Origin of the sequence: Microbispora hainanensis (assembly GCF_036186745.1) — a bacterium.
Lineage (GTDB): Bacteria > Actinomycetota > Actinomycetes > Streptosporangiales > Streptosporangiaceae > Microbispora.
This window is the reverse complement of the sequence record NZ_CP108086.1, coordinates 5,627,568-5,652,833: the sequence shown is the minus strand read 5'-3', so window position 1 is coordinate 5,652,833 and position 25,266 is coordinate 5,627,568. Positions and strand designations below refer to the sequence as shown.

The following is a 25,266-nucleotide window of genomic DNA, read 5'->3' as shown; positions in this document are numbered from 1 at the left end:
CCTATACGATCCGATTGGGGGCGTCAACATCCCGCAGCGTTGCGACCGATGTCAACAGGTTCCCGAAGAGATAAGAAAGGACCTCGTGTCACGATGGACGACGAAGCGATGATCGCGCGGCGCGGTGGGACCCTGACGGCCGGAACGCCGCCGAGAAGATCCCGCGGCCGGCTCGCCGACGAGGTGTACGACACGCTGCTCGGACAGCTGATGTCACTACGGATCGAGCCCGGTTCCCGCGTCACCATCGATGCCCTGGCACGAGAGCTGGGCGTCTCGCAGACGCCGATCCGAGACGCTCTCAACCGCATGGAGTCCGAGGGCCTGGTCGTGCGCGTTCCCCATGCCGGCTATCGCATTCCCCCCCAGATCACCCGTCACCGATTCGAGGAGATGCTCGAGCTCCGCCTGCTTCTCGAACCGGCGGCGGCGCGCAGATCCGCGGAACGGGCGTCGTTGGAGCAGGTGGACGGCCTGCGGCGGATGCTTGAGGAGATGGCGGAGCTGGAGGGGGGCAGCGGGCGCATGGCGTACGGCGCCTTCGGGCTGCGCGACGCCGCCTTCCACGATCTCGTCGCCCTGAGCGGGGAGAACCAGGCCATCCGCGAAGCGCTCGCCCGCCTGCACACCCACGTGCACCTGTTCCGGCTTCTCCACGACACCCAGGTCACCCACCTGGCCATGGCCGAGCACGAGGAGGTCGTGGCCGCGATCGCCGCGCGCGACCCCGACGCCGCCGCCTACGCGATGCGCCGGCACATCCTGCGGTCGGGCGAGCGATTCCGGCGATTGTTCGATGAGGTCAAGGACGCGGACGAATCGCGGTAAAGGCTTGACGGGCGGGCCAGGCCGAGGAATGCTGGCGAAATCGGATCGGATCGGATTGGATCCGTCTCCCCCCGCCCCAGTTTCGAGGAGAAGCAGGTGCCCAGAGCGCTGCTCCTAGCCGGCGATGCCGCCGAGGAGCTCGACACCATGTATCCCTACTACCGCGTACAGGAGGGCGGCTGGGACGTCGACGTCTCGTCACGGACGAAGCGTGACATCCAGCTGGTCATCCACGAGTTCGACCCGAACTCCGACGCCTACGTGGAGAAGAACGGCCGGAAGCTGCCGGTCGACGTGACCTGGGCCGAGGTCGACGTCGAGCGCTATGACGCCCTCATCATCCCCGGAGGACGCGCCCCCGAGTGGATCCGGGTCGACCCCGACGTCAGGCGCATCACCGAGCACTTCTTCGCACGCAACCTCCCCATCGCGCTGGTGTGCCACGGCGCGCAGGTGCCGGCCGTGTACGGGCTGCTGAAGGGCCGGAAGACGGCGTGCTTCCCACCCATCACCGGTGACATGGAGAACGCCGGCGCGACGGTCATCGACGCTCCGGACGTCGTCGACGGCAACCTCGTCTCCTGCCGCGGCTGGCCCGACATGCCGCAGTTCGGCAAGGTGATGATGGAGGTCTTCTCGAAGTCCATCGACTCCGCGTCGGCATGAGCACACGTGAGGTGCCGACTGTGACGGAACTTCGGACCGTCACAGTCGGCGGCTCCCCCGTCCACGTCATGGACACCGGCACCGGTCCCGCGGTGCTGATGCTGCACGGCTCCGGACCCGGCACGACCGGATCCGGGGCCTGGGCGGCGACGGCACAGGCGCTGGGCGCGTCCTGGCGCCTCGTGGCCCCCGACCAGGCGGGGTTCGGCCGCACACCGATGCCGCCGGGCTCCCGGGGCGGGCTCCGGCTGTGGACGGAGCAGGCCGCGGGCCTGATGGACGCTCTCGGTGTCGAGCACTACGCCGTGGTGGGCCACTCCATGGGCGGTGCCGTGGCGCTGGCGTTGGCGGCCGCGCGTCCCCGGCAGGTCACCCATGTCGTGGCGGTCTCGACGATGGGCGCCCCCGGGGCGCCGCTGTCCCCCGACCTCGACGCGCTCTGGGCCGCCCCCGCCGGCCCTGCCGGGGCGCGAGACATGCTGAGCCGTCTCTTCTTCGACCAGGCGCTCGTGACCGAGTCGGCCGTCGCCGCCCGTGCGGAAGCGATGCTGGAGGGCGCGGCCGCGTACGCGTCGCTGTTCCCTCCACCCAGGGCACGCTGGGCCGACGACCTCACCCTCTCGGCGCCAACGCTTGCAGGGATCCGCGCGCCCGTGCTGCTCGTCCACGGCGCCGAGGACCGGGTCACCCCGCTCGGAACGGCGGCCCTGCCCCTGCTCGAACACCTGGCCGACGTCCGTCTGCACGTGTTCGGCCGATGCGGGCACGTGCCCGCGATCGAGCACCCGCACGAGTTCAGGCGGCTCCTGTCGTGCTTCCTCGGCCGGGAACGAGTGCACTGATCGCTGCGCCGGGCCCGCAGCCCGTGCTCAAGCGGACCGGCATGCAGCAGGCGTGTTCCGCGCGGAAGCGATGCCCTCCCCCAGGCCCGAGCCATGACGAGGCAGTGGCCGACGTCATCGGCCGACATGGTCCTATCGGCATCCGCGTGAACCACGCCGGGCGCAGTCACGCCGGTGCCGCGGAGGAAACCGGCGGCGCCGGCACCCCGCTCGGCCGCGTCGGCACCGCCGAGGAGGCCGCGCCGCCGCGGCGCTGTTCTGCATGGCCGACAACTACGTCACCGGCCAGATCATCACCGTCGACGGCGGCGAGAGCCTGGTCTGAGCCCGCCCGTCAGTGCAGCGTGGGGCGGTAGACGAGCTCCTGGATGCGGCCGTCGAGCGTCCGGCTCTCCAGCAGCTCCAGAGCGAAGTCCGCCGCGCCCGCGAAGACCGGGGCCTCTCCGTACGCCCCGTGATCATCAGCATGCGGGTCACCCACGCGTCGTGCACGTCGGCGTCCTCGCCGGCCTCGGCCAGGATCCGTACGAACTCGCGGAACGTCCCGAGCGCCGGCGCCGCTCCGGATGTCAGTTCCGCGATGTCAGCGCTGCGGGCTCAGGCCTGCCACGGCCAGCGTGAACAGGCGCTCGGCCGCCGCCCTGGGATCGGGGTGGTGCTCGGTGGCCAGCGCGATGCCGACCACCAGCGTGACCAGGTCGGCGACGGTGACCTCGCCGGACACCGCTCCGTCTCGGACCGCCCGGCGCAGCAGCGGCTCGCCTGCCTCCTCCATGCGGGCCGAGCAGGCGTTCTGGTGCGCCGCCTCGGCCTCGGCGTCGTAGGTGAGGACGTCGGCGAGCCCGCGGACGCTCACGCAGTAGGCCAGCAGGTCGCCCAGCCACTCCAGCAGGGCGGCGCGGCCGTCGTCCGTGCCGGCCAGCTCGCCGGCGCGCTCGCACAGGGCGTCGACGCGCTGGTGGGAGACCGCCTCCAGCAGGGCGCGGCGGGTCGGGAAGTGGCGGCGCACGGTGGCCGAGCCGACCCCGGCGACGCGGGCGATCTGCTCCAGCGAGGCGTTCGCGCCATGGGCGGCGACCTCCTGCTCGGCCACGGCGAGGATGCGCGCGTAGTTGCGCCGGGCGTCCGCGCGCTGGCGCTCGGGCATGGCGTCATCACCCCATCGATAAGTGGCGGACCCCGCCGCTTCGGCTTGCTAAACGGCGGGGGCCGCCATATCGTACCGCGAAGATAAGCGGCGGACCCCGCCGTTTTCGTTCGGCAGAGGAGAGTCATGCCCACATCCACCGCACCCGTCCTGGTCACCGGCGTCACCGGCAGGCAGGGCGGCGCCACCGCCCGCGCCCTGCTCGCCGCCGGGGTCCCCGTCCGCGCCCTCGTCCGCAACCCTGACTCCGAACCCGCCAGAGCCATCCAGGCGGCCGGCGCCGAACTGGTCACCGGCGACCTGCTCGACCGCGGCTCCCTGGACCGCGCCGCCGAGGGCGCCCGCGCCGTCTTCTCCGTGCAGATGGCGCCCTTCACCGGGACCGGCTTCGACTTCGACGCCGAGGTGAGAATGGGCGTCAACCTCATCGAGGCCGCCAGGGCGGCCGGCGTCCCGCAGTTCGTGCACACCTCGGTCAGCGGCGCGGGCCGGCAGGAGGAGATCCCCGGCTGGAACGAAGGTCGCTGGAGCGCCCTGGAGCCTCCGCTCACCGCCAAGACCGCCATCCAGGACCGGCTCCGCACAGCCGGCTTCCCCCGCTGGACGCTGCTCAAGCCGTCCTTCTTCATGATCAACTTCCTGCCGTCCATGCGCTTTCTGTTCCCGCGCGGCATCGAGGGCGGCCTGGCCAGCCTGATCAAGCCGGACACCCGCGTCCCGCTCATCGACACCGAGGACGTCGGCGTCGCGGCCGCGGCCGCCATCACCGACCCCGACCGCTTCCACGAGGTCGAGCTGGAGCTGGCCGGCGACTTCCTGTCCATGAAGGAGATCGCCGCAGTCCTGTCGCGCGCGCTGGGCGTCCCGCTGGAGGCGCCCGACATGACGCTCGAGCAGGCCAAGGCCGCAGGGATGCCGGACATGGGGATCGCACACGCGTACATGAACGTCCGGCCCCAGCCCGCCCGGCCGGAATTCGCCCGCGATCTGGGCCTTCCCGTGACGAGCTTCCAGGAGTGGGCCGAACGCAACCTCAGCCCCACCGCCTGAACACAACCTCAGCCCCACCGCCCGGCACACCACGGCGCCGCGGCGTTCGCAACCGTTCTCATGGTCGCGCATGCCGGTTTCGTCGAAGGCGGCCGGGCCCGCTTCGGCGGACATCGCCCGCTCGGCACCGCACTCGCGAGATACCCCTAGGGGGTATTAGTTTCGGACGAGCAAACGAGGTCCACCTACATGTGTCGGAGCCGTCATGAGCGAGCACCACCACCACAACCAGATGGAGCATGAGCACGGGGAGCACCCGCCGACCATGGACCATGCGGCCCGTTCACATCACGGCGCCGGAACGAAGGCATCCTGGCGGACGGCCGCGTCCGCGACGCTGCACTGCCTGACCGGGTGCGCCATCGGCGAAGTGCTCGGCTTGGTGATTTCCACCGCGCTCGGCCGGACCACCGGCCCGTCCGTCGCCGTGGCCGTCGTGCTCGCCTTCTTCTTCGGCTATCTGCTGACCCTGCTGCCCCTCCGTAAGGCCGGAGTGGGCTGGGGCAGCGCGATCAAGCTGGCGCTGGCGGCCGATACCGTCTCCATCATCGTCATGGAGATCGTGGACAACGGCGTCATGATCGCCATCCCGGGCGCCATGGCCGCCACTTTGACGTCCGCGCTGTTCTGGGGCAGCCTGGCGCTCTCCCTGCTCGTCGCCTTCCTGGTCACCACGCCGATCAACAAGTGGATAATCGGCAGGGGCAAGGGACACGCCGTCGTCCACGCCTACCATCACTGAGCCGCGGCCAGCAGATCCTCTCGGCAAGCCGGCCGCTCGGCGACCGGGCGCGGGTCAGGGCCGCCGCTGGATTCTCGACTGTGACCACCGCGCCAGTGCCAGTGCGGCGGTGAGCAGGAAGGCCACCCCCGCGTAGACCGCCATCTCGGTGAACTGCTCCCGGCTCTCGGCCGCCGTCATCGACACGGTGAGCCGCACGACCACCGACATGATGTGCCGTACGACGGCGATGATGCCGACGATGATGAACGGCTCGAGCCGCAGCCGGCCGCCCTCCAGGTGGGTCAGGACGGTGGCGAAGATCTCCAGGACGATGAGCACGAGGAGGAGATCCTCGATGACGACGACGACCTTCTCCGTCCACCTCTCGCCGCCGCTCACCACCATGACGAACAACATGATCACTATGCCGCCCGCGATCGCCAGCAACGCCGCCGACACCACATAGAGGATCACGCGTTCGGCCGCGGCCAGCGCCTTCAGCAGCCGCACGTCCAGCTTCGTGCGCGCACCCCGGATGACCAGGGGGTGGTCCCCGTACCGCTGGTCCCGCGCGGGCGAGCCGTCGTTCACGGCTCGCCCGTGAACCGGTCGTGGTGGTCGGCGAGCGTGCCGTCCGATGGGCGGGGCTCGCAGCGCACCTCGATCTCGGGGGGCAGTCCGCTCACCTTGGTCTCGCCACTGCTCCACACCACGAGGTTGACCCGTCCACCGGCGAGCGGAAGCCCGGTGATCCTCAGCTCGCCGAACTTCTCCGGCAGCACCGGGGCCACCCACAGCCGGCCGTGCGGGATCCAGGGGTCGAAGCGCAGCAGCGCGCGCATGATCTGGACGGGGCTCGCCGCCGCCCACGCCTGGGGGGAGCACGACGTGGGATAGGGCACCGGGACGGGGAACTCCTTCCTGCCGAACCCGCAGAAGAGCTCGGGGAGCCGCCCGCCGAACGCCTCCGCAGCGTCCAGCAGGCCCATGGCCACCCGCTGCGCCTCGGCGACGAACCCGTAACGCATCAGGCCCGACACGATCAGGGCGTTGTCGTGCGGCCACACCGATCCGTTGTGGTAGCTCATCGGGTTGTAGGCGCCCATCGACGACGCGAGCGTGCGGACGCCGAACCCGGTGAACATCTCCTCCGACAGCAGGTGCCAGGCGACGTACTCCGCCTTGTCCTCGTCCACGATGCCGGTCCACAGGCAGTGGCCCATGTTGGAGGCCACGCTGTCGATGGGCCTGCCCTCGCGGTCCAGCCCGATCGCGTAACAGCCCCGCTCGGGAAGCCAGAAGAGCTCGTTGAACATACGGCGGAGGGAGGACGCCTTGTCGAGGTAGCGGCGCTCGGTCTCGTGGTCGCCCGCCTCGTGCGCGAAGTGGCTGCGCGTGACGTAGGCGGCGTAGGCGTAGCCCTGTGCCTCCGCCAGGGCGATGGGCGCGCGGGCCAGGGTGCCGTCGGCGAAGTTCACCCCGTCGAAGGAGTCCTTCCAGCCCTGGTTGACCAGGCCCTTGTCGGTCTTGCGGCGATACCAGAGCAACCCCTCGATCGGGCCCGCGCGCTCGCCGTACTCCTCGATCCACGACAGCGCCGCGTCGGCGTGCGGCACGAGCTCCTCGACGGCCTCGCGATGGATGCCCCAGCGGTGCAGCTCGCCGAGGAGCACGACGTACAGCGGGGTGGCGTCGACCGAGCCGTAGTAGCAGGCGGCGCCGTGGGGGGAGACGCCCTGCCGCGCGCCGAACCGCAGCTCGTGCGGGATCTTCCCGGGCTCCTCCTCCGACAGCGGATCGATCTTCGTGCCCTGGAGCCGGGCCAGGCGGCGCAGCGTGCCGAGCGCCGGCGACTGGTCGAGCGGCAGCGCCATCCACGAGGTCAGCAGCGAGTCGCGGCCGAACAGCGTCATGAACCACGGCGCGCCGGCGGCTATCGTGGGCGGCTCGTCCGGGGACCCGGGCTCGTACAGCCGCAGCGACCCCAGGTCCTCCTTCGACCGCCGGAGCGTCATGGCCAGCACCGGATGGTCGGTGACCACGCACGGGCCGTGCCGCTGCCAGGCCGCCAGGCGCACGGCGGGCCTGGCGTGCTCGACGGGGTGACGCGTGGAGAACCACGCCTGCGACTCCTCGCCGTCGATGATCGGATTCACCTGGAGGGACGCCCTCCACTCCCCCCGGGCCGGTACGGCCACGCGGAAGCCGAGCAGCCCGGGAACGGCCAGCGCGTCGGCGGCCCTGATCACGGCGCCGCGTGCGCGGCTCGGCGAGTAGACCCGCAGGCTCGCCCCCTCGGGCACCAGCTCGACGTCGGGGACGTGCCGAACCCGGTTGATCTTCACCTCGAACAGGTCGGCGACGTCGGAGCCGATGTGGACGTTCACCACGCAGCCGGCCGGCTCGTCGGAGAGGTTGCGCAGCAGCAGGTCCTCCCGCAGGCCGCCCCCGACGTACCGGTCCCGCACCACCATCAGGGTGCTCTCCGCACGCCCCGGCCTCGGCTGCGTCCGGCCGAGGAACGTGGCGTGGTACGGCGCGCCCGCCAGCACCTGGAGCGGCTCGATCGGCGCGTCGTCCACCCGCAGCTCCCACCGGGACAGCAGCCGGGTGTCGGCGTGGTAGACGCCCTGCGGCCCGCCGGGCCGGATGTCGCCGTTCCAGGAGGAGACGCAGAACGAGCTCCCCTCGACAAGCGTCACGGTGCCGGCGCCCAGGGCGGCCGGCTGACCCTCGAACGTCCATGCGTCCGCCATACGATCCCTCCCCCGAACGGCGAACCTGCTGGAACCCTGCCGTCCCGGTCTCGGACCGCCACCGGGCAGGTCTCCCGGACCTCGGCGGGCGGGTGGCTCCGGCCCTCCCGCCTCGCCGGCTCGCGGGACTCGTGCTCGGCGACCTGCCGGATGGGTGCCGGGCCGGAGACAGAGCCCGCGGACGACGACATCGGGCAGCCGATACCCCCGTCCGAGTGGCGCAAACGCGCAGGCCAGTCGGCCTACCCGACGTGCACCCGGGGACGGCGTTCGGGATCGGGCTCGGCCTCCCGCAGGATCTCGCGGGTCATCGCCGGGACGTCGCCCACACCGAACACCAGATAACGGAGCATCGCGGCGACGGGGTTCTCCTCGGACCAGTGGAAGTAGATGTGCGGCAGCTTGAGGAAGCGGTTCCGGATGTAGAGCAGCAGGGCGGCCAGCGCGTTCGGGATCGAGGAGCTCTCCAGCCGGAGGATCCGGTGCCCGTGCCGCTCCTCGCCCCGGACGCTCAGCTCGGTCAGGAACTCCGACGCGTCCGGGACGGCGGCCTCCACGAACAGCACCGGCGTGGCCGGATCCAGCCGGTGGTTGCGCCACTGCTCGCGCAGCTTCTCCTCGTACTCCGCCCGGTCCCGCCGCTGCGGCTCGTTGGCGACCAGGTAGACCTCGTTGCCGGGCACCTCCCGGAGGAACCGCTCCGCCAGGGGGTCGAGGACCACGCGGGTGACCCGCAGCTCGGTGGACCGGGTCGCCCGGGAGATCAGCGAGGTGACCACGATGGCCGCGATGAAGAACGACGCGATCTTCACACCGTCCGGCCGCTCGATCACGTTCGCCACCAGCGTGTAGATCAGGACGAGGGTGATGGCCGCGTACGCCGCCGCCGCGCGCCTGCGGCGCCGGTGGGCCGAGACCGTGACCGCGACGGCCGCCGAGAGGATCAGCACGAGGACTCCGGTGGCGTACGCCCCGCCCTGCGCCGTCACGCTCGCCTGGAAGATCACGGTGATGGCGAACGCGACCGCCGTGAAGACCAGGACGAGCGGCCGGACCGCCCGCGTCCAGTCCGGGGCCATGCCATACCGGGGAAGGTAGCGGGGAACGAGGTTGAGCAGGCCCGCCATCGCGGAGGCGCCGGCGAACCACAGGATCGCGATCGTGCTCACGTCGTACAGCGTGCCGAACCCGTTCCCGAGGTAGGCGTGAGCCAGGTACGCCAGGGCCCGGCCGTCGGCCCTGCCGCCCTCCCGGAACTCCCGCGACGGGATCAGCACGCTCGTGACGAAGCTGCTGGCGATCAGGAAGACGCTCATGACCAGGGCCACCGTCGTCAGCAGCCTCTTGGCTCCCCTGATCCGTCCCGGCAGATCCCCCTTGATCAGCGGCATGACGGCCACCCCGGTCTCGAACCCGGACAGGCCGAGGGCGAGCTTGGGCATGACGAGCAGGGACAGCAGCACCATCGACGCCGGCCCGCCGTGCGAGGACAGCAGAGCCTGCTTCCAGCCGGCGAACAGGACGGGCCGGTCGGCGAGATGGAGCACGGCTGCCGTCACCACCACGACGTTGAGCGACAGGTAGACGCCCACGAGGACGACGGCGAGGCCGATCGCCTCGCTGAAGCCCATCAGGAACACGCCGCCGAGCAGCGCCAGCAGGCCGAGCGTCACGGCCATCTGGTGCCCTTGGAGGGCACGCGGCACGAAGGGGTTCTCCAGGATGTGCGCTGCCGCGTCGGCCGCCGACAGCGTCATCGTGATCACGAAATCGGTGGCCGCGAACCCGAGCAGCACCAGGACGAACAGCTTGCCCCACCACCTCGGAGCGAGCCGTTCGAGCATGGCGACCGAGCCCTGGCCGTACGGGCTCTCCACCGCCACCCGCCGGTAGACCGGCAGCGCGCCGAACAGCGTCAGCGCGACGAGGAACAACGTCGCGACGGGCGACAGCAGGCCCACCGCCAGCGCGGCGATCCCCGGCTGGTAGCCGAGGGTGGAGAAGTAGTCGAGACCGGTGAGGCACATGACCCGCCACCAGGCATGCCGCCTGTGCGGCGCCTCCATCACGTGGGGCCCGGCGGGCATCACGTCCTCGTGCTGAAGCCCCTCCAGGAGCCAGGAACGGACCCTGTCCCTGGTCCTGGTCGCCATGCCGCCCACGCTCGCCCTACCCCACTCCTAGATCTCCCTCCAACCGGCGCTGGAGTTCGCGCACACGAGCGCGTCGACGCGGTCGGCCAGGTACGCGTCGCGCTGGCCCGCGCTCATCTTGTCCCAGTCGGCCCGTGGAACCCGGATCTCCTCGCTGACGACGTCGTGCCTGCACTGGAAGAACAGCTCGACCGTCACCGTGTCGCCCATGTCGTCTGCCGGCATCGCTCACCCCTCCGCCCACCGCTCACGCGACGGCGGCCGCTCGTCGAAGACGAGGCGCCCGCCGAGCTGGCTGTAAAGCTCCAGCTGGTCGAAGTAGATGCGGTGACTGATGATCCTGTCGTTGCCCACCGAACAGGTGCTGGTGCCCCGGATGGCGACATGGCGGCCGGTTCGTTCCAGCACCTGGCCCCCGGGCAGCAGGAAGGGCCCGGCGTGGGTGCCGGTGAGCAGCCATTCGGTCACCGCCGGATCGGCGCACAGGACGGTGTGCCAGACCGTAATGCGCATGTCGGGGAAGCCCCTGAACAGATCTTCGTAGTAAGAGGCGATCTGCTCGTGTCCCTCCGCGACGCCCGCCGGGGTCACCAGGACCGCGTCCCGACTGTGACACTGGATCACCTCGTCCAGATCGTGCCTGTTGAAGGCGTCGTGCAGCCTTTGCTTGAGCCAGCGGGCGTCCGGCATGCGCATGGCGCGTCCCCCCTCACCTCCATGGCGGACCGCGAGGCCCGCGGCCGCGACGGGAGGGTCAGCCGATGCCGGCGGGATGCAGGACGACCTTGGTCCAGCCGGGATCCCTCCGGTCGAAGTGCTCGTAGCCGCCGGGCGCGTCGTCCAGATTCAGCTCGTGTGAGACGACCCACGACGGCCGGGCCTTCCCCTGGTGGATGAGGGTGCAGAGCTGCCGGTTGTAGTTCTTGACGTTGCACTGACCGTTGCCCATGGTCTGGCCCTTGAACCAGAACATCCCGTAGTCGAAGGCGATCTCGCCCTGCTTGTAGAGGTCGTCGGGGCTGCCGGGATCCGTGGGGATGTACACGCCCACGACCCCGATCGTCCCGGCGAACCTCACCGACTTGACGAGGTTGTTCAGCGTCATGTTGGGATGCTCGTGCCCCTGGGGGTCGTGCGCCTGGTAGCCCACGCACTCGCAGCCCCGGTCGGCGCCCCTGTCGTGCGTGAGCTCCATGACCTGGTCGACCGGCGATGCCTTGGAGTCGTCGATCGGGATCGCCCCGATCTCCTCGGCCTTGGCCAGCCGGTCCGGGTGGCGGTCCACGACCATCACCATGCCCGCGCTCTTGAACATCGCGGAGTAGGCGGCCATCAGGCCGACCGGCCCCGACCCGTAGATCACGACCGAGTCGCCGGCCTGCACACAGGCGAGCTGGGTCGCGTGCCAGCCGGTGGGCCAGATATCGGCCAGCATGACGTAGTCGGTCTGCCTCTCCCGCGCGTCGTCCGGCAGGACAAGGCAGTTGAAGTCGCCGAACGGCACGCGCAGCAGCTCGGCCTGGCCGCCGTTGTACGGGCCCATGTCCGCGAAGCCGTAAGCGGCCCCGTCAACCCCCGGCTCCGGGTTGGTGGTGAGGCAGAAGGCGGTCAGGCCGCTCTCGCAGTTGGCGCAGAAGCCGCACGCGACGTTGAACGGCACGCAGACCATGTCGCCGACGCGGACGCGTACCACTCCCGGCCCCACCTCGACCACCTCGCCGAGGTTCTCGTGGCCGAGGACACGGCCCGGCTCCAGGTCGGTCCGGCCTTCGTACATGTGCAGGTCCGACCCGCAGATGTTGCTCGTGGTGACGCGGACCAGAACATCGGTGGGCATCTCTATCCGCGCGTCCGGCACGTTCTTGACACCGACCTGCCGGGGTCCTTCGTATACGACTGCCTTCATGATGTCCTCGCTTCTAGAGAAGCAGCTCGAAAACGCGGATCACGCGTTCCCACTGCTCGGTCCTCGGATTCTTCAGGCCGGGATCGAGGATGGTGAACGTGCGCGCCAGCGCCAGCGACAGCCCGCCGGCGATCTCGGGCAGCCTTTTCGTCACCTCCTCGCCGATGGACAGGTCGAGCGGGGGCAACGCCGCGAGCTGCTCCAGGATCGGTTTCAGCTCGATGTCCTCGTCGAGGTCGCGGAACCGGTGGATGCTCTCCTGGAGGCCCTTGGTGATGGGCAGGTCCCAGGTCTCGATGATGTCCCGGACGTTCGCCTTCGCGTGGGCCTCGCCGATCACCAGCAGGTCGTACAGCTTCTGGTTCACGAAGTCGCTGTAGCGCCGGAGATCCTCCTTGTCGACGTCGAGGCCCGCCGCCTTCCTGAAGAACCGCTCGAACCTCGGCACCGCCATCACTTCTGCCATCGCCAGTCCCCTTCCTCCCCGCGTGGGCCTCAGCCCCTCAGCTGAAGGTGTTCGTGCACGAGGCGCACGGCCATCGCGCCCTCGCCGACGGCCGACGCGACCCGTTTGATCGACCCGTTCCGCACGTCGCCGGCCGCGAACACACCCGCTCTGCTGGTCTCCAGCGGGAACGGCCGGCCGGCGGAGTCGGGTACGCCCTTCCTGCCGGAGCGAGCGGCGTCCAGCCCGGTCAGGATGTATCCCCGGGAGTCGAGCGCGACCTCGTCGGCCAGCCACCGGCTGTACGGCTCCGCACCGATGAAGACGAACATCGCGCGGGCCTCGAGGGTGAACCGCTCCCCGGTCACGTTGTCCTCGGCGACGACCGCCTCGAGCGTCTGCTCCCCGACCAGCCGCCGGACCTGGGTGTTCAGCATCACCTGAATGCCGGGGTGTTGTTCGATCTCGACCGCCAGATAGCGGGACATGTTCCTGGTCAGCGCGTCGTCGCGTACGAGCAGGCGGACGGAGGCGACGTGCTGGGCGAGGAACAGTGCCGCCTGGCCGGCCGAGTTGCCCCCGCCCACGACGACGACCGGGTCCCGGCTGCACATCTGTGCCTCGAACGCGGTGGCCGCGTAGTAGACGCTGGTCGCCTCGAACCTCTCCAGGTCGGGCACGTCGAGTTTCCGGTACCGGACGCCCGTCGCTATGAGCAGCGCCCGCGTCTGGATCACCGCCCCTTCCTTCACGGTGACCACGTGATGGCCTTCCTGCTCTTGGAGCGTGCACGCCTCGGCCGGAATGGAGAACTGCGCGCCGAACTTGCGGGCCTGGATCTCCGCCCGCTCGGCCAGCTCGCCGCCGGAGAGCCCGGCGGGGAAGCCGAGGTAGTTCTCGATCCGCGACGAGGTGCCCGCCTGACCGCCCGTCGCCACGCTGTCGAGGACGATCGTCGTGAGGCCCTCCGAGGCGCCGCACACCGCCGCGGCCAGCCCCGCCGGACCGGCTCCGACGACGAGCAGGTCCCAGCCGCTCTCCCGCGGCGCGGGCGCCGGCAGGCCGATCAACTTGGCCAGCTCCGCGTTCGTCGGATTGCGCAGCACCTTCTCACCGCGCCAGATCACGAACGGGGTCTCCTGCGGAGTGAGACCCATCCGCTGCAGGAGGCTCTCGACGTCGGTGTCCTCTTCCAGGTCGATCCACCGGTGCGGCAGCCGGTTGCGGGCCGCGAACTCACGCAGCCGCCGGCAGTCCGGCGAGTAGCGGGAGCCGATGATGCGGAAGCCGGCCCCGAGCCCGATGAGCATCGAGCGGCGAATCAGGTAGGCGCGCAGGACGAGATCGCCCAGCGTCTCGTCCTCGGTGACCAACCGGCGGAGCTCCTCGGCGGGCACGGCGAGCGCCTCACCGTCCTCCGCCACCACGGCCGTGATGAAGCCGGCCTGGCCGGTGAGCACGTTGAGATCGCCCAGGAACCGGCCGGCCCCGTGGATGCCGATCACCTGATCGTCGAATCCGTATCCCTTGACCTCCGCGACCTTGCCTGCCAGGACGACCAAGAAGGCGACGCACGGGTCGCCCTCCGCGAACAGAACGTCCTCCCGGCGGGCCGACCGCCGCTCGCCGCAGGCGGACAGCGCCTGGATCTGCGCCTCGCTCAGCCGAGGGTAGGCCCCCTGCAGGTCGGGGGTCTCGACCAGCTCATCCGGCCAGCGCATCGCCGACCCACTCCCGCAACACGGGTGCCGGCGCCGCCCCGGCCCGCCGGGCCACGACCTTCCCCTGCTTCATCACAACGAGCGTCGGGACGGCCTGCACGCCGAAGCGCCGCGAGGTTTCCGGTGCCTCGTCGATGTTCACCTTCACCAGCTTGATCCGCCCGGCCAGCTCGGTGGCGACCTGGTGGAGCGCCGGGCTCACCATGCGGCATGGTCCGCACCAGGACGCCCAGAAGTCGACGACGACCGGAATCGGCGCCGCCTCGGCGACCTCGGCGAAGTCCTCGTCCCCCGCGTCAACCACCCAGGGCAGCGATTCGCGGCACTCGCCGCAGCGCGGGACTCCGGCACCCGCCCGCGGCACGCGGTTGTTGCGGCCGCAGTGCGGGCACCGGACGACGCTCGATTCCGCGACCTTCGGCGGCATCGGTCAGCCCTCCGGGTTCTCGTAGGTGACGACGAGCTCGCCACCGGACATGGCCACCCGGATGGTCGCGCCGTCCCTGACGTCGCCGGCGACCAGCGCCCGCGCGACCCGGGTTTCCACCTCACGGGCGATGAAGCGGCGCAGCGGACGGGCTCCGTAGACGGGGTCGAACCCGCGCTCGGCGATGTGGCGGACCGCCTCCGGGCTGATCTCGAGCGTCATCCTGCGCTCGGCGAGCCGCGCCCTGATGTCGTTGAACATCAGCGTGACGATCTGCTCGATCTCGGCCTCGGTGAGCGGCTTGAACAGCACGATGTCGTCGATGCGGTTGAGGAACTCGGGACGGAAGCGGGCACGCAGCTCCGCCATGACCATCTCGCGCACCTCCGGGTCGATCTCGCCCGACGGCGCCGCCTTCTCACTGAGGTAGTGCGAGCCGATGTTCGACGTCATGATGATCACGGTGTTGCGGAAGTCGACCGTACGCCCCTGGGCATCGGTGAGCCGCCCGTCGTCCAGCACCTGCAGCAGGGTGTTGAACACGTCCGTGTGCGCCTTCTCGATCTCGTCGAAGAGCACCACGGAATAGGGCTTGCGCCGCACGGCCTCGGTGAGCTGGCCGCCCTCCTCGTAGCCGACGTACCCGGGCGGGGCGCCGACGAGGCGGCTGACGGTGTGCCGCTCCTGGTATTCGCTCATGTCGACGCGGACCATGTTCTCCTCGGTGTCGAACAACGCCTCGGCCAGCGTCTTGGCCAGCTCCGTCTTGCCGACTCCGGTCGGCCCGAGGAAGATGAACGACCCGATCGGGCGGCGGGGGTCCTTGATCCCCGAGCGCGCCCTGATGATGGCGTCGGCGACCGCCCGCACGGCCTCGTCCTGGCCGATCACCCGCTCGTGGAGGATCTCGTCGAGCCGCAGCAGCTTCTCCCGCTCGCTCTCCTGCAGGCGGCTGATCGGGATGCCGGTCCATCGCGACACGATGCCGGCGATCTCCTCCTCGGTCACCACCTCGCGCAGCAGCCGGTGCCCGCCCTGCTTGCTCTCCAGCTGTTCCTCCGCGGCATGCAGCCTGCGCTCCAGTTCGGGGAGCCTGCCGTGCCGCAGCTCCGCCGCGCGGTTCAGGTCGTACATGCGCTCGGCCTGCTCGGCCTCCCGCCGTACGCTCTCGATCTCCTCGCGCAGCTGCTGCACCTTGCGCAGGGCGTGCCGCTCGGCCTCCCACTGGGCCCGCATGGCGTCGGCCTCCGCCCGCAGGTCGGCCAGCTCCTTGCGCAGCGTCTCCAGGCGCTCCCGGCTCGCCGGGTCGTCCTCCTTGGCGAGCGCCGCCTCCTCGATCTCCAGCCGCGTCACCCGGCGGGTCAGCTCGTCCAGCTCGGCGGGCATCGAGTCGATCTCCGTACGGAGCATGGCGCACGCCTCGTCGACCAGGTCGATCGCCTTGTCGGGGAGGAAGCGGTCGGAGATGTAGCGATGGCTCAGCACGACCGCGGCGACGATCGCGCCGTCCTGGATCTTCACGCCGTGGAAGACCTCGAGCCGCTCGCGCAGCCCGCGCAGGATGGAGATGGAGTCCTCGACCGACGGCTCGTCGACGAAGACCGGCTGGAAGCGGCGCTCCAGCGCCGCGTCCTTCTCGATGTGCTTGCGATACTCCCCCACGGTCGTCGCGCCGATCATGTGCAGCTCACCGCGGGCCAGCATCGGTTTCAGCATGTTGCCGGCGTCCATCGCCCCCTCGGCGGCGCCCGCGCCGACCACCGTGTGCACCTCGTCGACGAACAGCAGGATGCGCCCCTCGGACGCCTTCACCTCCGTGAGCACGGCCTTCAGGCGCTCCTCGAACTCGCCGCGGTATTTCGCCCCGGCGACCAGCGCGCCCATGTCCAGGCTGAAGATCGTCTTGTCCTTCAGGCCCTCCGGCACGTCGCCGCGTGCGATGCGCTGCGCGAGGCCCTCCACGATCGCCGTCTTGCCCACGCCCGGGTCGCCGATCAGGACCGGGTTGTTCTTGCTCTTGCGGGACAGGATCTGGACGACCCGGCGGATCTCGCCGTCCCGCCCGATGACCGGGTCGAGCTTGTCCGCCCGCGCCTCCGCCACCAGGTCGCGCCCGTACTTCTCCAGCGCCTCGTACGCGACCTCCGGGTTGGCGGAGGTCACCCGCTGGTTCCCGCGCACCTGCGTCAGCACCTGCAGGAAGCGCTCGCGGGTGAGCCCGTGTCCCTTGAGCAGGAGGCCGGCCGCACTGTCGACGCCCTCGTCCAGCAGCGCCAGCAGCAGGTGCTCGACCGACACGTACTCGTCCTTCAGCCGGCCGGCCTCCCGCTCGGCGGCGTCGAGCAGCCGCGACACCCGCTGGGTGACGTAGACCTGGCCGGGAGCGGCGCCGGGGCCGGTGACGCGGGGCCGCCGCTCCAGTTCGTGCTCCAGTTCGAGCAGGAGCTTGTCCGGGTCGGCGCCGGCGGCGGACAGCAGGCGCGGGACGAGCCCGTCGGGCTGCCGGATCAGCGCCAGCAGCAGGTGCTCCCCGTCGACCTCGGTGTGTCCGAAGCGGATCGCCGCGGTCTGGGCGTCGTGCAGTGCCTCCTGCGACTTCTGCGTCAGGCGGTTCAGGTCCACGATCTGTCTCCGGTCCATCTCGTACGGGTACGCAGAGCCGCCTCCAGCTCCGCGATTCGGTCCAGAAGGTCGGTCACGAGGCCGAGGGAGGCGTAGTTGACGGCGAGTCCGGCGCGCAGGCGCTGAAGGCGCCCGGCCGCGGCGACCTGGGCGGGCGGGAAGCACAGGCCGCCCGGCAGGCCGGGGCAGGTGTCGATCAGCCCGAGCGCCACCAGGCGGCGCACCAGTTCCGGGTGCAGTCCCGTGGCCCGGGAGAACGACTCCAGGTCCAGGTGACCGACGTGGACCCGGGCGAGCCGGACGAGCGGATAGGTCATGACCGGCTCCTCGGGTTGAACGTCGAGACCCTGGCCAGCTGCTCGTACAGGCGGCGCTCCTCGTCGCTGAGCTTGGGCGGCACCATGATCCGGGCCTCGGCCAGCAGGTCTCCGGGCCGGCCCCGCGGGTTCGGCATGCCCTGCCCGCGCAGCCGCAGGCGGCGCCCGGACGAGGTGCCCGGCGGCACCTTGACCTTCGCCTCCCCACCCGGCGTGTCCACCGCGACGGTCGCCCCCAGCGCGGCCTCCGACGGCGTCAGCGGCAGGCGGACATGGATGTCGCGCCCCTCCACGCGGTAGCGCGGGTGGTCGGCGATCCGCGCGATCAGGTAGAGGTCGCCGGCCTTGGCGCCGCCGCTGCCCGCGCCGCCCTGGCCCGCGAGCCGGATCCGCTGGCCGTCGGTCACCCCGGGCGGGATGTCCACCTGGAGGGTCCGCCCGCCGCCCGGGCCGGGGATCGTGATGGTCCGCCGGCCGCCGCGGTAGGCCTCCTCGACCGTGAGCGGCAGCTCGGCCTCCTGGTCGGCGCCGGGCACCGGGCCCCAGCCGCGGCCGGTCGCGCCACGCCTGCGCCCGCCGAAGACGCCGCCGAACAGGTCGTCGAGGTCGATGCCCTCGAAGCCCTCGCCGACGGTGAAGTGGATCTCCTCCCCGCCTGGTCCGCGCGCCCAGCCCGGTCTCGCGCCGGCTCCCGCCCGGGCACGGGCGTACGCCGCAGGGTCCACGTCCTCGGGCACCCGGCGGAAGTCCGGCCCGAACGCGTCGTATCGCCGCCGCGTCTCGGGGTCCGACAGCACCGCGTACGCCTCCGAGATCTCCTTGAAGCGCTCCTCGGCGTCGGGAGACTTGTTGACGTCGGGATGGTAGGTGCGGGCCAGCTTCCGGTAGGCGCGCTGGATCTCGTCCTGGCTCGCCGTTCTCGGCACGCCCAGGATCTCGTAGAAGTCGCGCTCCGCCATCATTCGCCGGCTTTCGTGGAGACGACGACGGCGGCCGGGCGCAGTTGCAGCTCGCCCTCGCCGTAGCCGGGCCGTACGACCTCGACCACGGTGCCGGGGTCGGCGTCCGGGACGGCGACGGTGCCGACCGCCTCGTGCCTGGCGGGGTCGAACCGCGCGCCCACGTCGTCCCTGCGCGGGAAGCCGAGGCGCGCGAGCACGCCGACCGCCTGGTCGCGGACGGCCCGGACCCCCTCGATCACCGCGCCGGCGTCGGCACCCGCGTGCTTGAGCGCGAGTTCGAGGTTGTCGACCACGGGCAGCCACTCCGCCGCCACGCGCATGCGCTCGTCGATCCGCTGCCGCTCCATGTCGCGTGCGACCCGCTTGCGGAGGTTGTCGAGCTCGGCGACGGCGCGCAGCCACCGGTCCTCCAGCTCGGCGAGCTGCTCCGCGACGGGCTCCTCGATGGGCTCCTCGACGGGTTCCTCGACGGCCTGCCGGGGCTCCGGAGGTGCTTTCTCGTTCCGCTCGGTCATGTCGGATCACGGGCTGTTGGGGCTGGTGAACTCGGCGTCGATGACGTCCTCGTCCGACCCGCCCGAGGCGGACTGCGCCTGTCCCTGCGCCTGGCCCTGGGGCTGTCCCTGGGTCTGGCCGGAGGCGGCGGACGCCGTCATACCGAGGCCGTGGTAAACCTGCTGCAGCTCCGCTGTCAGGCTCCGCAGCCGGTCTATGGGCGCCTCCTCCTTGATCGCCTGACGTGCGTCCATGATCAGCTGCTCGGCCCGCGCCTTCTCGTGCACCTGGACGGCGTCGCCCAGCTCCGACAGCCGGCGCTCGACCTGGTAGGCGGCGGAGTCCAGCTCGTTGCGGGCGTCGATCGCGGCACGAAGCTGCGCGTCCTCGGTGCGGTGCCGCTCCGCCTCGGCGATCATCCGGTCGATCTCGCTCTTGTCCAGGTTGGAGCTCTCGCTGATCGTGATGCGCTGCTCGGCGCCGGTGTCCTTGTCCTTGGCGGAGACGTTCAATATGCCGTTGGCGTCGATGTCGAAGGTGACCTCGATCTGCGGCACCCCGCGCGGGGCGGGCCGGATGTTCTCCAGCCGGAAGCGGCCGAGCACCCGGTTGTCCGCGGCGCGCTCGCGCTCGCCCTGCAGGATGACGATGTCCACGGCCGACTGGTTGTCCTCCGCGGTGCTGAACGTCTCCGTACGGCGGGCCGGGATCGTGGTGTTCCGCTCGATGATCTTCGTCATCACGCCGCCGAGCGTCTCGACGCCGAGCGACAGCGGCGTGACGTCCAGCAGCACGACGTCCTTCAGCTCGCCCTTGATGATGGCCGCCTGGACGGCCGCGCCGACGGCCACGACCTCGTCCGGGTTGACCGTCATGTTCGGGTCCTTGCCCGTCAGCCGCCGCACGAGCTGCTGCACGGCCGGCATGCGGGTGGAGCCGCCGACGAGGATCACCTCGTCGATGTCGTTCGTCGTCAGCTTCGCGTCGGCCATGGCCTGCTCCACCGGGCCCCGGCAGCGTTCGAGCAGGTCGTGCGTGATCTGCTCGAAGGTCGAGCGCATGAGCGTGGTGTTCAGGTGCTTGGGGCCGGTCGCGTCGGCCGTGATGAACGGCAGGCTGACCTGCGTCTGGGTGACCGCCGACAGCTCCACCTTGGCCTTCTCCGCGGCCTCGAACAACCGCTGGAGTGCCTGCGGGTCGCGGCGCAGGTCGATGCCCTGCTCCTTGTGGAACTCGTCGGCCAGGTGATCCACGATGCGCCGGTCGAAGTCGTCGCCGCCCAGGTGGGTGTCGCCCGAGGTGGCGCGGACCTCGATGACGCCCTCGCCGATGTCGAGGATGCTGACGTCGAAGGTGCCCCCGCCCAGGTCGAACACGAGAACGGTCTCGCTGCCCTTCTTGTCCAGGCCGTACGCCAGGGCCGCCGCGGTCGGCTCGTTGATGATGCGCAGGACCTCCAGGCCGGCGATCTTGCCGGCGTCCTTGGTGGCCTGCCGCTGCGCGTCGTTGAAGTACGCCGGCACCGTGATGACGGCCTCGGTGACCTTCTCCCCCAGGAACTTCCCGGCGTCCGAGGCCAGTTTGCGCAGCACGAAGGCGGAGATCTCCTCCGGCGCGTACGGCTTGTCGCGCACCTTGAACCGCACGGCGCCTTCCGGGCCCGGCACGACGTCGAACGAGACCGCCTTGATCTCGCTCTGCACCTCGTCGAACTTGCGCCCGATGAAGCGCTTGGCCGAATAGATCGTGCCTTTCGGGTTGAGGATCGCCTGGCGTCTGGCCATCTGGCCCACCAGCACCTCCCCCTGGTCCGTGAAGGCCACCACCGAGGGAGTCGTACGCGACCCCTCGGCGTTCGGGACGACCGTCGGATGCGTGTCCTCGGTGGTCGCGATGACCGAGTTGGTCGTGCCGAGGTCGATTCCCACCGCCTTGGCCATGTCCTCATCCCCCTCCTCTTGGCGCTCGCCCGAGCGCAGCGGCCTCACGAGCGCCCGTGAGCACTCCCCTGCGCGACGTCGGCGAATTCGATGATCGGAAAGTCGTGGCGGTCCAGGACGCCCTCCGCGTGCCGGGCCGCGTCGCACCCGCTGCAGGTGGCCGGCGCCACCTTGCGGGGCCCTGTTGTTCTCGGGGCGCTCACGGGACCAGTCCCCCGGCTGTTCCAGATCGTGAAGTCAGCTCGCCACGCCGCTGAAACGCATCAGCCCGAGCCGGAAGAACCGGGATCCACACCACCTTCGGACCGGTGGTGTCAGGGCTCTGCCGGCGAGCGTGTCCCCGTCGGCTTGCGGAACACCGCGACGGGATTGTCGTCTCCTCCCGCCTCTCGTTCCCCCGCACCACCCTTCCCGCACCTCATCTGCCTCCGATGAGCCGTGGCAGGCCGCCCAGTGGAACGCCAGAGGAGAAGCAAGCGACCGGGAGGAGGCGCTTCCGGGGACCCGCCAGGGTGCGTGGAACACGTGGAGCGGCGAGCCCGCCCGCCTCCCGCTCACGGATGGGGAATCAGGGCCCAGTACTCGTCCGGCAACTGGACGGTGACGTCGAAGAACTCGTCGACCGTGACGGCCTCGCGCAACGTGGCGAACACCGCGGCGGCATGTTCCCGCGCCTGGTCAAGGGACACGCCCTCTCGCTCGGCCACCCGGCGCAGAAACTCCTCCAGCCCCATCCGCGTGGCCGTGCCGGAGCTGTTGGCGATGCCCCGTCTCAGCGGTGGATGCAGCCGGACCGGCAGCTCGCGGATGAGATCCCTGACCTCGCCCGCGGCGATGCGCTCCGCGAGCGTCTCCAGCACGGCCGCGGTGGCGCGTTCGGCGCCCTCGGCGTCGAGGCCGGTCCGCCTGGCGACCCTGGTGAGGAACTCCGAGGACCGCATGACCTCCACGTGCCTCCGCTGGGCCTCGGCCACCAGGGGATCGAAATCCTCCGGCAGGTCCGCCCCCAGGTCGGCCACCTCCTTGGCGTCCAGGGCACCGCCCAGCGCCCAGAAGACGGCTCGCGCGCGCCGTTCGGCCTCCTCGACGTCCACCTGCTCCCGCTCGGCCACGCGCCGGAGGAACTCGTCGACGTCGAAGGCCTCGGAGCCCTCGTCCGTGTAGACGTACGACTTCAGCTCGGCGGGCAGTTGCCGGAGCAGGTCGCGGCTTTCCCCCTTCGACAGACGCCGCGCGAGCGTCTCAAGCGTCGCCTGTATGGCGCGCTCGGCGGCCTCGGCGTCCAGGCCGGTCTGACGGCTCACGGTTTCGAGGAACTCTTCGTAGTCCACGGCCGCGCTCCTCGCTCGACACAGCATGCATGGGTTTCTCGTGGTCAGCTACCCGCCGGCCACGGGGAGGCTCATCCAGCTCAAAGCGGCGTTTCCGGAAAATGACGCTTCCATGGCCTGGGGTTACCCGGGACGCATCCCCCGCAGTCTCCCGAGCCCGTCCCGGGAAGAGCGCATAACACATGACCATGCGCAGGGCATCGCCGCCACGACACCTCGCGTCGCGTACCGGGAGCCCGGCATCCATGAGGCCCAGGCGCGGTCTCACCTGCGCGGAAGCATAGGCTGATTCGTAGCCGGCTTGGGGAGGCCGCCATGCGTACGACCACATTGCCGTCCGGCGAGCAGGTCGTGGTCCTCGGGCAGGGCACCTGGCACATGGCCGAGAACCCGTCGCGGTGGGACATCGAGATCAAGGCGCTGCGGCTCGGCCTCGAGCTTGGCATGGCCCTGATCGACACCGCCGAGATGTACGCGGACGGCAGGGCGGAACGCCTGGTCGGCGAGGCGATCGCCGGCCATCGCGACGAGGTGTTCCTGGTCGGCAAGGTCCTGCCGCAGAACGCGACCCGCACGGGCACCGTCGCCGCCTGTGAGAGAAGCCTGCGCCGCCTGGGCACCGACCGGCTGGACCTCTACCTGCTCCACTGGCGGGGACAGGTGCCTCTGGAGGAGACGCTCGCCGCCTTCGAGCAGCTTGTGGCCTCGGGGCGCATCAGGTGGTGGGGCGTCAGCAACTTCGACGTCTCCGACATGGAGGATCTCGTCGCGATCACCGGCGGCTCGGCCGTGCAGAGCGACCAGATCCTCTACAACCTCGCCAGACGCGGTCCCGAGTTCGAGCTGATCCCCTGGTGCCACAACCGAGGCATTCCGATCATGGCGTACTCGCCGATAGAACAGGGCCGGTTGCTCGGCCGTCAGGCGCTTCTCGACGTCGCGGTCCGCCATGAGGTGACCACGGCGCAGGTGGCCCTCGCATGGGTGCTCCGGAACGACGGCGTGATCGCCATACCGAAGTCGGGCGTGCCCGCCCACGTGGAGCACAACGCGGCGGCCGCGGCCATCCACCTCACCGACGACGACCTCCTGCTGCTGGACGCGGCGTTCCCGCCGCCGCTCTCACGGCGTCCGCTCGAACGGCTCTGAGCCTCCCGTCGCCGACCGAGCAGAAGCCGGAGATCAGGTCACGGGCGTTCCCGTCAGACGCGAGTCCAGGAGCCTGGTTCCCGGCCTGTCCGATCTGCTGGAGGCGCCGTTCGCGGCGCTTCCTCCGCCCCGGCACTAGAAACAAGGCTGGACAGACCCGCCGATGTCCCGCGAGAGCTACCACGTGAACCGCCTGGAACGGGCGGTCGCGTCGACGTCCATACCGGCCGCCCGCAGTTCCGCCTGCGCGCGTTCATCTCTGTCAGTCGATGCCTTCGACGATCCGGAAGTCGCGCTCGACGCCGTCGGAGAGGGCGGTCAGCGCCTCCTGGTAGGCCGCACTCTCGTACGCCGCGACGGCCTGCTCGAAGCTGTCGAACTCGACCAGGACAGTGCGCTCGGCTAGTCCGGCGTCGTGCGCCACGACCCGGCCGCCACGGACGAGAGTCCGACCGCCCCCGGCCTTGACGGCCGGACCGGCCAGCTTGTTGTAAGCAGCCAGCTTCTCGGGGTCGGAAATGGTGCGGTAGGCGCTGACCCAGTAGCCCTTGGGCATGGAACCTCCAGTGTCGGGATGAGTGCATCGGACTTACGGGTTGGTCTCGGGCGGGCGTCGGCGGGCGAGCGCGAGGCTTGTCAGCGTCGTGATCGCCATGGCGCCGATGCCGGCCGGCGCCGCGGTGGTGTAGGCGCTGTCGTCGGGGAAGAGGTGGCCGGGGCCGGGGCCGGCGGCGTCAGCTTGCCGGCGACGAACCCCAGCACCGAGAACGGGATGAGGACCACCCCGGCGACGAAGGTCGTCAGCCCGAAGCCGTAGCCGGCGCCGTGCGGCGTCCGAGATCAGGGCGATCACGGCCGCGCCGCGCTCCTCGGGGAGGTGGTCCCGGGCCACGCCCGTCATCAGCGCCGTCAGCCCGAGCCCGATGCCCTGGGCCGCCCTGCCGGCCAGCAGCCACGCGAACGGCAGCGGCAGCACGGTGAGCGCGCTGCCGGCGACGACGACCGCCGGCGTGGCGAGGATCGTGGCCCGCCGGTGCGGGCCGGCTCCGAGCCGGCCCAGGACCGGCGTGGCGACGGCGCCGCTGAGCAGCGCGACGGTCAGCGTCCACTGCGCGCTGCCGAGCGAGACGTGGAACAAGGTCGCCACGCTGGTGATGAGCGGCGTCCCGAGGCTGCCGACCGCCGCCACGACCAGAGCGATGAACATCAGGGCGGGGACCAGCAGCCGCGCCTCGGAACGCGCCACCGGGAACGCCGTCGCCTCGGCCCCGCCGACCGGCCGCCCGGTCACTGCTTCGGCCGTTCGCGGTCCCGGCTTTCGAGCTCTGCCAGATGCTGCAGCGCCGGAAGGGCCGCCACCAGCGCCTCGACCTCGTCGCCGGTGAGCTCGCCGATCAGCCGCTCGAACGCGTGGACGCCCTGCTGGCGCCGCGTCCGGACATGGGAGGCGCCGGCCTCGGTCAGGCACACCAGCGTGACCCGCTTGTCGGACGCGTCGCCGCGCCGCTCGACCAGGCCGGACTCCTCCATCACCCGGACCAGGGTGGTCATCGCGGGCTGGGTGACGCCCTCGACCGCGGCCAGGTCGGTGATGCGCCGCGGGCCGGTCCGCTCCAGGGTGGCCAGGGTGGCGGCGGACGTCAGGCTCATGTCCCGCGGCAGGCGTCTCACGGCCCTGATGGCCAGAGCATAGAGGGCTGCCCCGATGGCGGCGGAAGCGCCAGGATCGGGGTCGTGACGACTCACGCTCGAAGCATAACACTTTTATATTCATAGTTTATGTAA

At 70.8% G+C, this 25,266-nt stretch carries 26 protein-coding genes; 6 read left to right on the top strand and 20 right to left on the bottom strand.

The window, feature by feature from the left end; genetic code table 11:
• The first annotated feature begins 93 nt into the window (after positions 1–93).
• The 3 genes from OHB01_RS26425 to OHB01_RS26415 all read left to right on the top strand — a co-directional run bounded on the left by OHB01_RS26425 (position 94) and on the right by OHB01_RS26415 (position 2,336).
• Positions 94–828, top strand: coding sequence for a GntR family transcriptional regulator (locus OHB01_RS26425; protein WP_142647728.1), 735 nt, complete (start codon positions 94–96; stop codon positions 826–828).
• A gap of 96 nt (positions 829–924) precedes the next feature.
• Complete coding sequence (locus OHB01_RS26420; RefSeq protein ID WP_142647730.1) at positions 925–1,494, top strand: DJ-1/PfpI family protein; 570 nt, start codon at positions 925–927, stop codon at positions 1,492–1,494.
• Between the two features lie 20 nt (positions 1,495–1,514).
• The gene (locus tag OHB01_RS26415) at positions 1,515–2,336 is read left to right on the top strand and encodes an alpha/beta fold hydrolase (RefSeq protein ID WP_147944646.1); all 822 of its coding nucleotides are present in this window, start codon (positions 1,515–1,517) and stop codon (positions 2,334–2,336) included.
• A gap of 334 nt (positions 2,337–2,670) precedes the next feature.
• Here OHB01_RS26415 and OHB01_RS26410 read toward each other — a convergent pair whose 3' ends face one another.
• Positions 2,671–2,817: a hypothetical protein gene (locus OHB01_RS26410; protein WP_240971394.1), complete on the bottom strand. Its 147-nt coding sequence runs from the start codon at positions 2,815–2,817 to the stop codon at positions 2,671–2,673.
• Positions 2,818–2,919: 102 nt separating this feature from the next.
• Positions 2,920–3,483, bottom strand: a complete 564-nt coding sequence (locus OHB01_RS26405; RefSeq protein WP_328854105.1) for a helix-turn-helix domain-containing protein — start codon at positions 3,481–3,483, stop codon at positions 2,920–2,922.
• A 126-nt stretch (positions 3,484–3,609) separates the two neighbouring features.
• Here OHB01_RS26405 and OHB01_RS26400 point away from each other — a divergent pair, with 126 nt between their 5' ends.
• Positions 3,610–4,533 carry an NmrA/HSCARG family protein gene (locus OHB01_RS26400; RefSeq protein ID WP_328854104.1) on the top strand — a complete coding sequence of 308 codons (924 nt, stop codon included), beginning with the start codon at positions 3,610–3,612 and terminating at the stop codon, positions 4,531–4,533.
• Between the two features lie 205 nt (positions 4,534–4,738).
• Positions 4,739–5,275 carry a DUF4396 domain-containing protein gene (locus tag OHB01_RS26395; RefSeq protein ID WP_142647738.1) on the top strand — a complete coding sequence of 179 codons (537 nt, stop codon included), beginning with the start codon at positions 4,739–4,741 and terminating at the stop codon, positions 5,273–5,275.
• 54 nt (positions 5,276–5,329) lie between these two features.
• Here OHB01_RS26395 and OHB01_RS26390 read toward each other — a convergent pair whose 3' ends face one another.
• The 15 genes from OHB01_RS26390 to OHB01_RS26320 all read right to left on the bottom strand — a co-directional run bounded on the left by OHB01_RS26390 (position 5,330) and on the right by OHB01_RS26320 (position 22,332).
• Positions 5,330–5,848: a phosphate-starvation-inducible PsiE family protein gene (locus OHB01_RS26390; RefSeq protein ID WP_142647740.1), complete on the bottom strand. Its 519-nt coding sequence runs from the start codon at positions 5,846–5,848 to the stop codon at positions 5,330–5,332.
• The gene (locus OHB01_RS26385; protein WP_328854103.1) at positions 5,845–8,013 is read right to left on the bottom strand and encodes a glycogen debranching N-terminal domain-containing protein; all 2,169 of its coding nucleotides are present in this window, start codon (positions 8,011–8,013) and stop codon (positions 5,845–5,847) included. Before OHB01_RS26385 ends, OHB01_RS26390 begins: the two co-directional genes overlap by 4 nt.
• 242 nt (positions 8,014–8,255) lie before the next feature.
• Positions 8,256–10,166 (bottom strand): amino acid transporter, encoded by a 1,911-nt coding sequence (locus tag OHB01_RS26380; protein ID WP_142647743.1) that lies wholly within the window; start codon positions 10,164–10,166, stop codon positions 8,256–8,258.
• A 27-nt stretch (positions 10,167–10,193) separates the two neighbouring features.
• Entirely contained in the window at positions 10,194–10,391 is a 198-nt protein-coding gene (locus OHB01_RS26375; protein ID WP_142621515.1) for a DUF7167 family protein, read from the bottom strand.
• 3 nt (positions 10,392–10,394) lie between these two features.
• Positions 10,395–10,862 (bottom strand): ester cyclase, encoded by a 468-nt coding sequence (locus OHB01_RS26370; protein ID WP_205830224.1) that lies wholly within the window; start codon positions 10,860–10,862, stop codon positions 10,395–10,397.
• Between the two features lie 58 nt (positions 10,863–10,920).
• Positions 10,921–12,072, bottom strand: coding sequence for a glutathione-independent formaldehyde dehydrogenase (locus OHB01_RS26365; RefSeq protein ID WP_142647745.1), 1,152 nt, complete (start codon positions 12,070–12,072; stop codon positions 10,921–10,923).
• A gap of 13 nt (positions 12,073–12,085) precedes the next feature.
• Positions 12,086–12,538 carry a DUF1931 family protein gene (locus OHB01_RS26360; protein WP_142647747.1) on the bottom strand — a complete coding sequence of 151 codons (453 nt, stop codon included), beginning with the start codon at positions 12,536–12,538 and terminating at the stop codon, positions 12,086–12,088.
• Positions 12,539–12,567: 29 nt separating this feature from the next.
• Positions 12,568–14,238 carry an FAD-dependent oxidoreductase gene (locus OHB01_RS26355; protein ID WP_328854102.1) on the bottom strand — a complete coding sequence of 557 codons (1,671 nt, stop codon included), beginning with the start codon at positions 14,236–14,238 and terminating at the stop codon, positions 12,568–12,570.
• The gene (gene trxA / locus OHB01_RS26350; RefSeq protein WP_142647750.1) at positions 14,222–14,665 is read right to left on the bottom strand and encodes a thioredoxin; all 444 of its coding nucleotides are present in this window, start codon (positions 14,663–14,665) and stop codon (positions 14,222–14,224) included. Before trxA ends, OHB01_RS26355 begins: the two co-directional genes overlap by 17 nt.
• Positions 14,666–14,668: 3 nt before the next feature.
• Positions 14,669–17,287: an ATP-dependent chaperone ClpB gene (gene clpB, locus OHB01_RS26345; protein WP_419197595.1), complete on the bottom strand. Its 2,619-nt coding sequence runs from the start codon at positions 17,285–17,287 to the stop codon at positions 14,669–14,671.
• A complete protein-coding gene (locus OHB01_RS26340; RefSeq protein ID WP_142647752.1) occupies positions 17,278–17,604 on the bottom strand; it encodes a chaperone modulator CbpM in 327 nt (108 codons plus the stop codon). The genes clpB and OHB01_RS26340 overlap by 10 nt, the downstream gene beginning before the upstream one ends.
• Positions 17,601–18,566 (bottom strand): DnaJ C-terminal domain-containing protein, encoded by a 966-nt coding sequence (locus tag OHB01_RS26335; RefSeq protein WP_205830226.1) that lies wholly within the window; start codon positions 18,564–18,566, stop codon positions 17,601–17,603. The genes OHB01_RS26340 and OHB01_RS26335 overlap by 4 nt, the downstream gene beginning before the upstream one ends.
• Positions 18,563–19,081, bottom strand: coding sequence for a nucleotide exchange factor GrpE (locus OHB01_RS26330; RefSeq protein WP_142647754.1), 519 nt, complete (start codon positions 19,079–19,081; stop codon positions 18,563–18,565). Before OHB01_RS26330 ends, OHB01_RS26335 begins: the two co-directional genes overlap by 4 nt.
• A 6-nt stretch (positions 19,082–19,087) precedes the next feature.
• Positions 19,088–21,001 (bottom strand): molecular chaperone DnaK, encoded by a 1,914-nt coding sequence (gene dnaK / locus OHB01_RS26325; RefSeq protein WP_142647755.1) that lies wholly within the window; start codon positions 20,999–21,001, stop codon positions 19,088–19,090.
• Positions 21,002–21,555: 554 nt separating this feature from the next.
• On the bottom strand, positions 21,556–22,332 hold the full coding sequence (locus OHB01_RS26320) for a DUF2267 domain-containing protein (protein WP_168065929.1): 777 nt from the start codon (positions 22,330–22,332) through the stop codon (positions 21,556–21,558).
• A 315-nt stretch (positions 22,333–22,647) separates the two neighbouring features.
• Between OHB01_RS26320 and OHB01_RS26315 the strand changes: the two genes are divergently transcribed.
• Positions 22,648–23,481, top strand: coding sequence for an aldo/keto reductase (locus tag OHB01_RS26315; protein WP_147944650.1), 834 nt, complete (start codon positions 22,648–22,650; stop codon positions 23,479–23,481).
• 262 nt (positions 23,482–23,743) lie between these two features.
• On the opposite strand, the gene OHB01_RS26310 is transcribed toward OHB01_RS26315, so the two are convergent.
• The 3 genes from OHB01_RS26310 to OHB01_RS26300 are packed head-to-tail and all read right to left on the bottom strand — an operon-like array spanning position 23,744 to position 25,152.
• Entirely contained in the window at positions 23,744–24,037 is a 294-nt protein-coding gene (locus OHB01_RS26310; protein WP_142647761.1) for a DUF1330 domain-containing protein, read from the bottom strand.
• Between the two features lie 33 nt (positions 24,038–24,070).
• The gene (locus tag OHB01_RS26305) at positions 24,071–24,772 is read right to left on the bottom strand and encodes an MFS transporter (RefSeq protein WP_328854100.1); all 702 of its coding nucleotides are present in this window, start codon (positions 24,770–24,772) and stop codon (positions 24,071–24,073) included.
• Positions 24,769–25,152, bottom strand: coding sequence for a MarR family winged helix-turn-helix transcriptional regulator (locus tag OHB01_RS26300; RefSeq protein WP_328854099.1), 384 nt, complete (start codon positions 25,150–25,152; stop codon positions 24,769–24,771). The genes OHB01_RS26305 and OHB01_RS26300 overlap by 4 nt, the downstream gene beginning before the upstream one ends.
• Between the last annotated feature and the right edge of the window lie 114 nt (positions 25,153–25,266).

What these genes read in the sequence shown, in the direction of transcription:
- OHB01_RS26425 (WP_142647728.1), top strand. Translation starts at nt 94, where the DNA reads ATGGACGACGAAGCGATGATCGCGCGGCGCGGTGGGACCCTGACGGCC.
- OHB01_RS26405 (WP_328854105.1), bottom strand. Translation starts at nt 3,483, where the DNA reads ATGCCCGAGCGCCAGCGCGCGGACGCCCGGCGCAACTACGCGCGCATC.
- OHB01_RS26400 (WP_328854104.1), top strand. Translation starts at nt 3,610, where the DNA reads ATGCCCACATCCACCGCACCCGTCCTGGTCACCGGCGTCACCGGCAGG.
- OHB01_RS26395 (WP_142647738.1), top strand. Translation starts at nt 4,739, where the DNA reads ATGAGCGAGCACCACCACCACAACCAGATGGAGCATGAGCACGGGGAG.
- OHB01_RS26385 (WP_328854103.1), bottom strand. Translation starts at nt 8,013, where the DNA reads ATGGCGGACGCATGGACGTTCGAGGGTCAGCCGGCCGCCCTGGGCGCC.
- OHB01_RS26380 (WP_142647743.1), bottom strand. Translation starts at nt 10,166, where the DNA reads ATGGCGACCAGGACCAGGGACAGGGTCCGTTCCTGGCTCCTGGAGGGG.
- OHB01_RS26375 (WP_142621515.1), bottom strand. Translation starts at nt 10,391, where the DNA reads ATGCCGGCAGACGACATGGGCGACACGGTGACGGTCGAGCTGTTCTTC.
- OHB01_RS26370 (WP_205830224.1), bottom strand. Translation starts at nt 10,862, where the DNA reads ATGCGCATGCCGGACGCCCGCTGGCTCAAGCAAAGGCTGCACGACGCC.
- OHB01_RS26365 (WP_142647745.1), bottom strand. Translation starts at nt 12,072, where the DNA reads ATGAAGGCAGTCGTATACGAAGGACCCCGGCAGGTCGGTGTCAAGAAC.
- OHB01_RS26360 (WP_142647747.1), bottom strand. Translation starts at nt 12,538, where the DNA reads ATGGCAGAAGTGATGGCGGTGCCGAGGTTCGAGCGGTTCTTCAGGAAG.
- OHB01_RS26355 (WP_328854102.1), bottom strand. Translation starts at nt 14,238, where the DNA reads ATGCGCTGGCCGGATGAGCTGGTCGAGACCCCCGACCTGCAGGGGGCC.
- trxA (WP_142647750.1), bottom strand. Translation starts at nt 14,665, where the DNA reads ATGCCGCCGAAGGTCGCGGAATCGAGCGTCGTCCGGTGCCCGCACTGC.
- OHB01_RS26340 (WP_142647752.1), bottom strand. Translation starts at nt 17,604, where the DNA reads ATGACCTATCCGCTCGTCCGGCTCGCCCGGGTCCACGTCGGTCACCTG.
- OHB01_RS26335 (WP_205830226.1), bottom strand. Translation starts at nt 18,566, where the DNA reads ATGATGGCGGAGCGCGACTTCTACGAGATCCTGGGCGTGCCGAGAACG.
- OHB01_RS26330 (WP_142647754.1), bottom strand. Translation starts at nt 19,081, where the DNA reads ATGACCGAGCGGAACGAGAAAGCACCTCCGGAGCCCCGGCAGGCCGTC.
- dnaK (WP_142647755.1), bottom strand. Translation starts at nt 21,001, where the DNA reads ATGGCCAAGGCGGTGGGAATCGACCTCGGCACGACCAACTCGGTCATC.
- OHB01_RS26315 (WP_147944650.1), top strand. Translation starts at nt 22,648, where the DNA reads ATGCGTACGACCACATTGCCGTCCGGCGAGCAGGTCGTGGTCCTCGGG.
- OHB01_RS26310 (WP_142647761.1), bottom strand. Translation starts at nt 24,037, where the DNA reads ATGCCCAAGGGCTACTGGGTCAGCGCCTACCGCACCATTTCCGACCCC.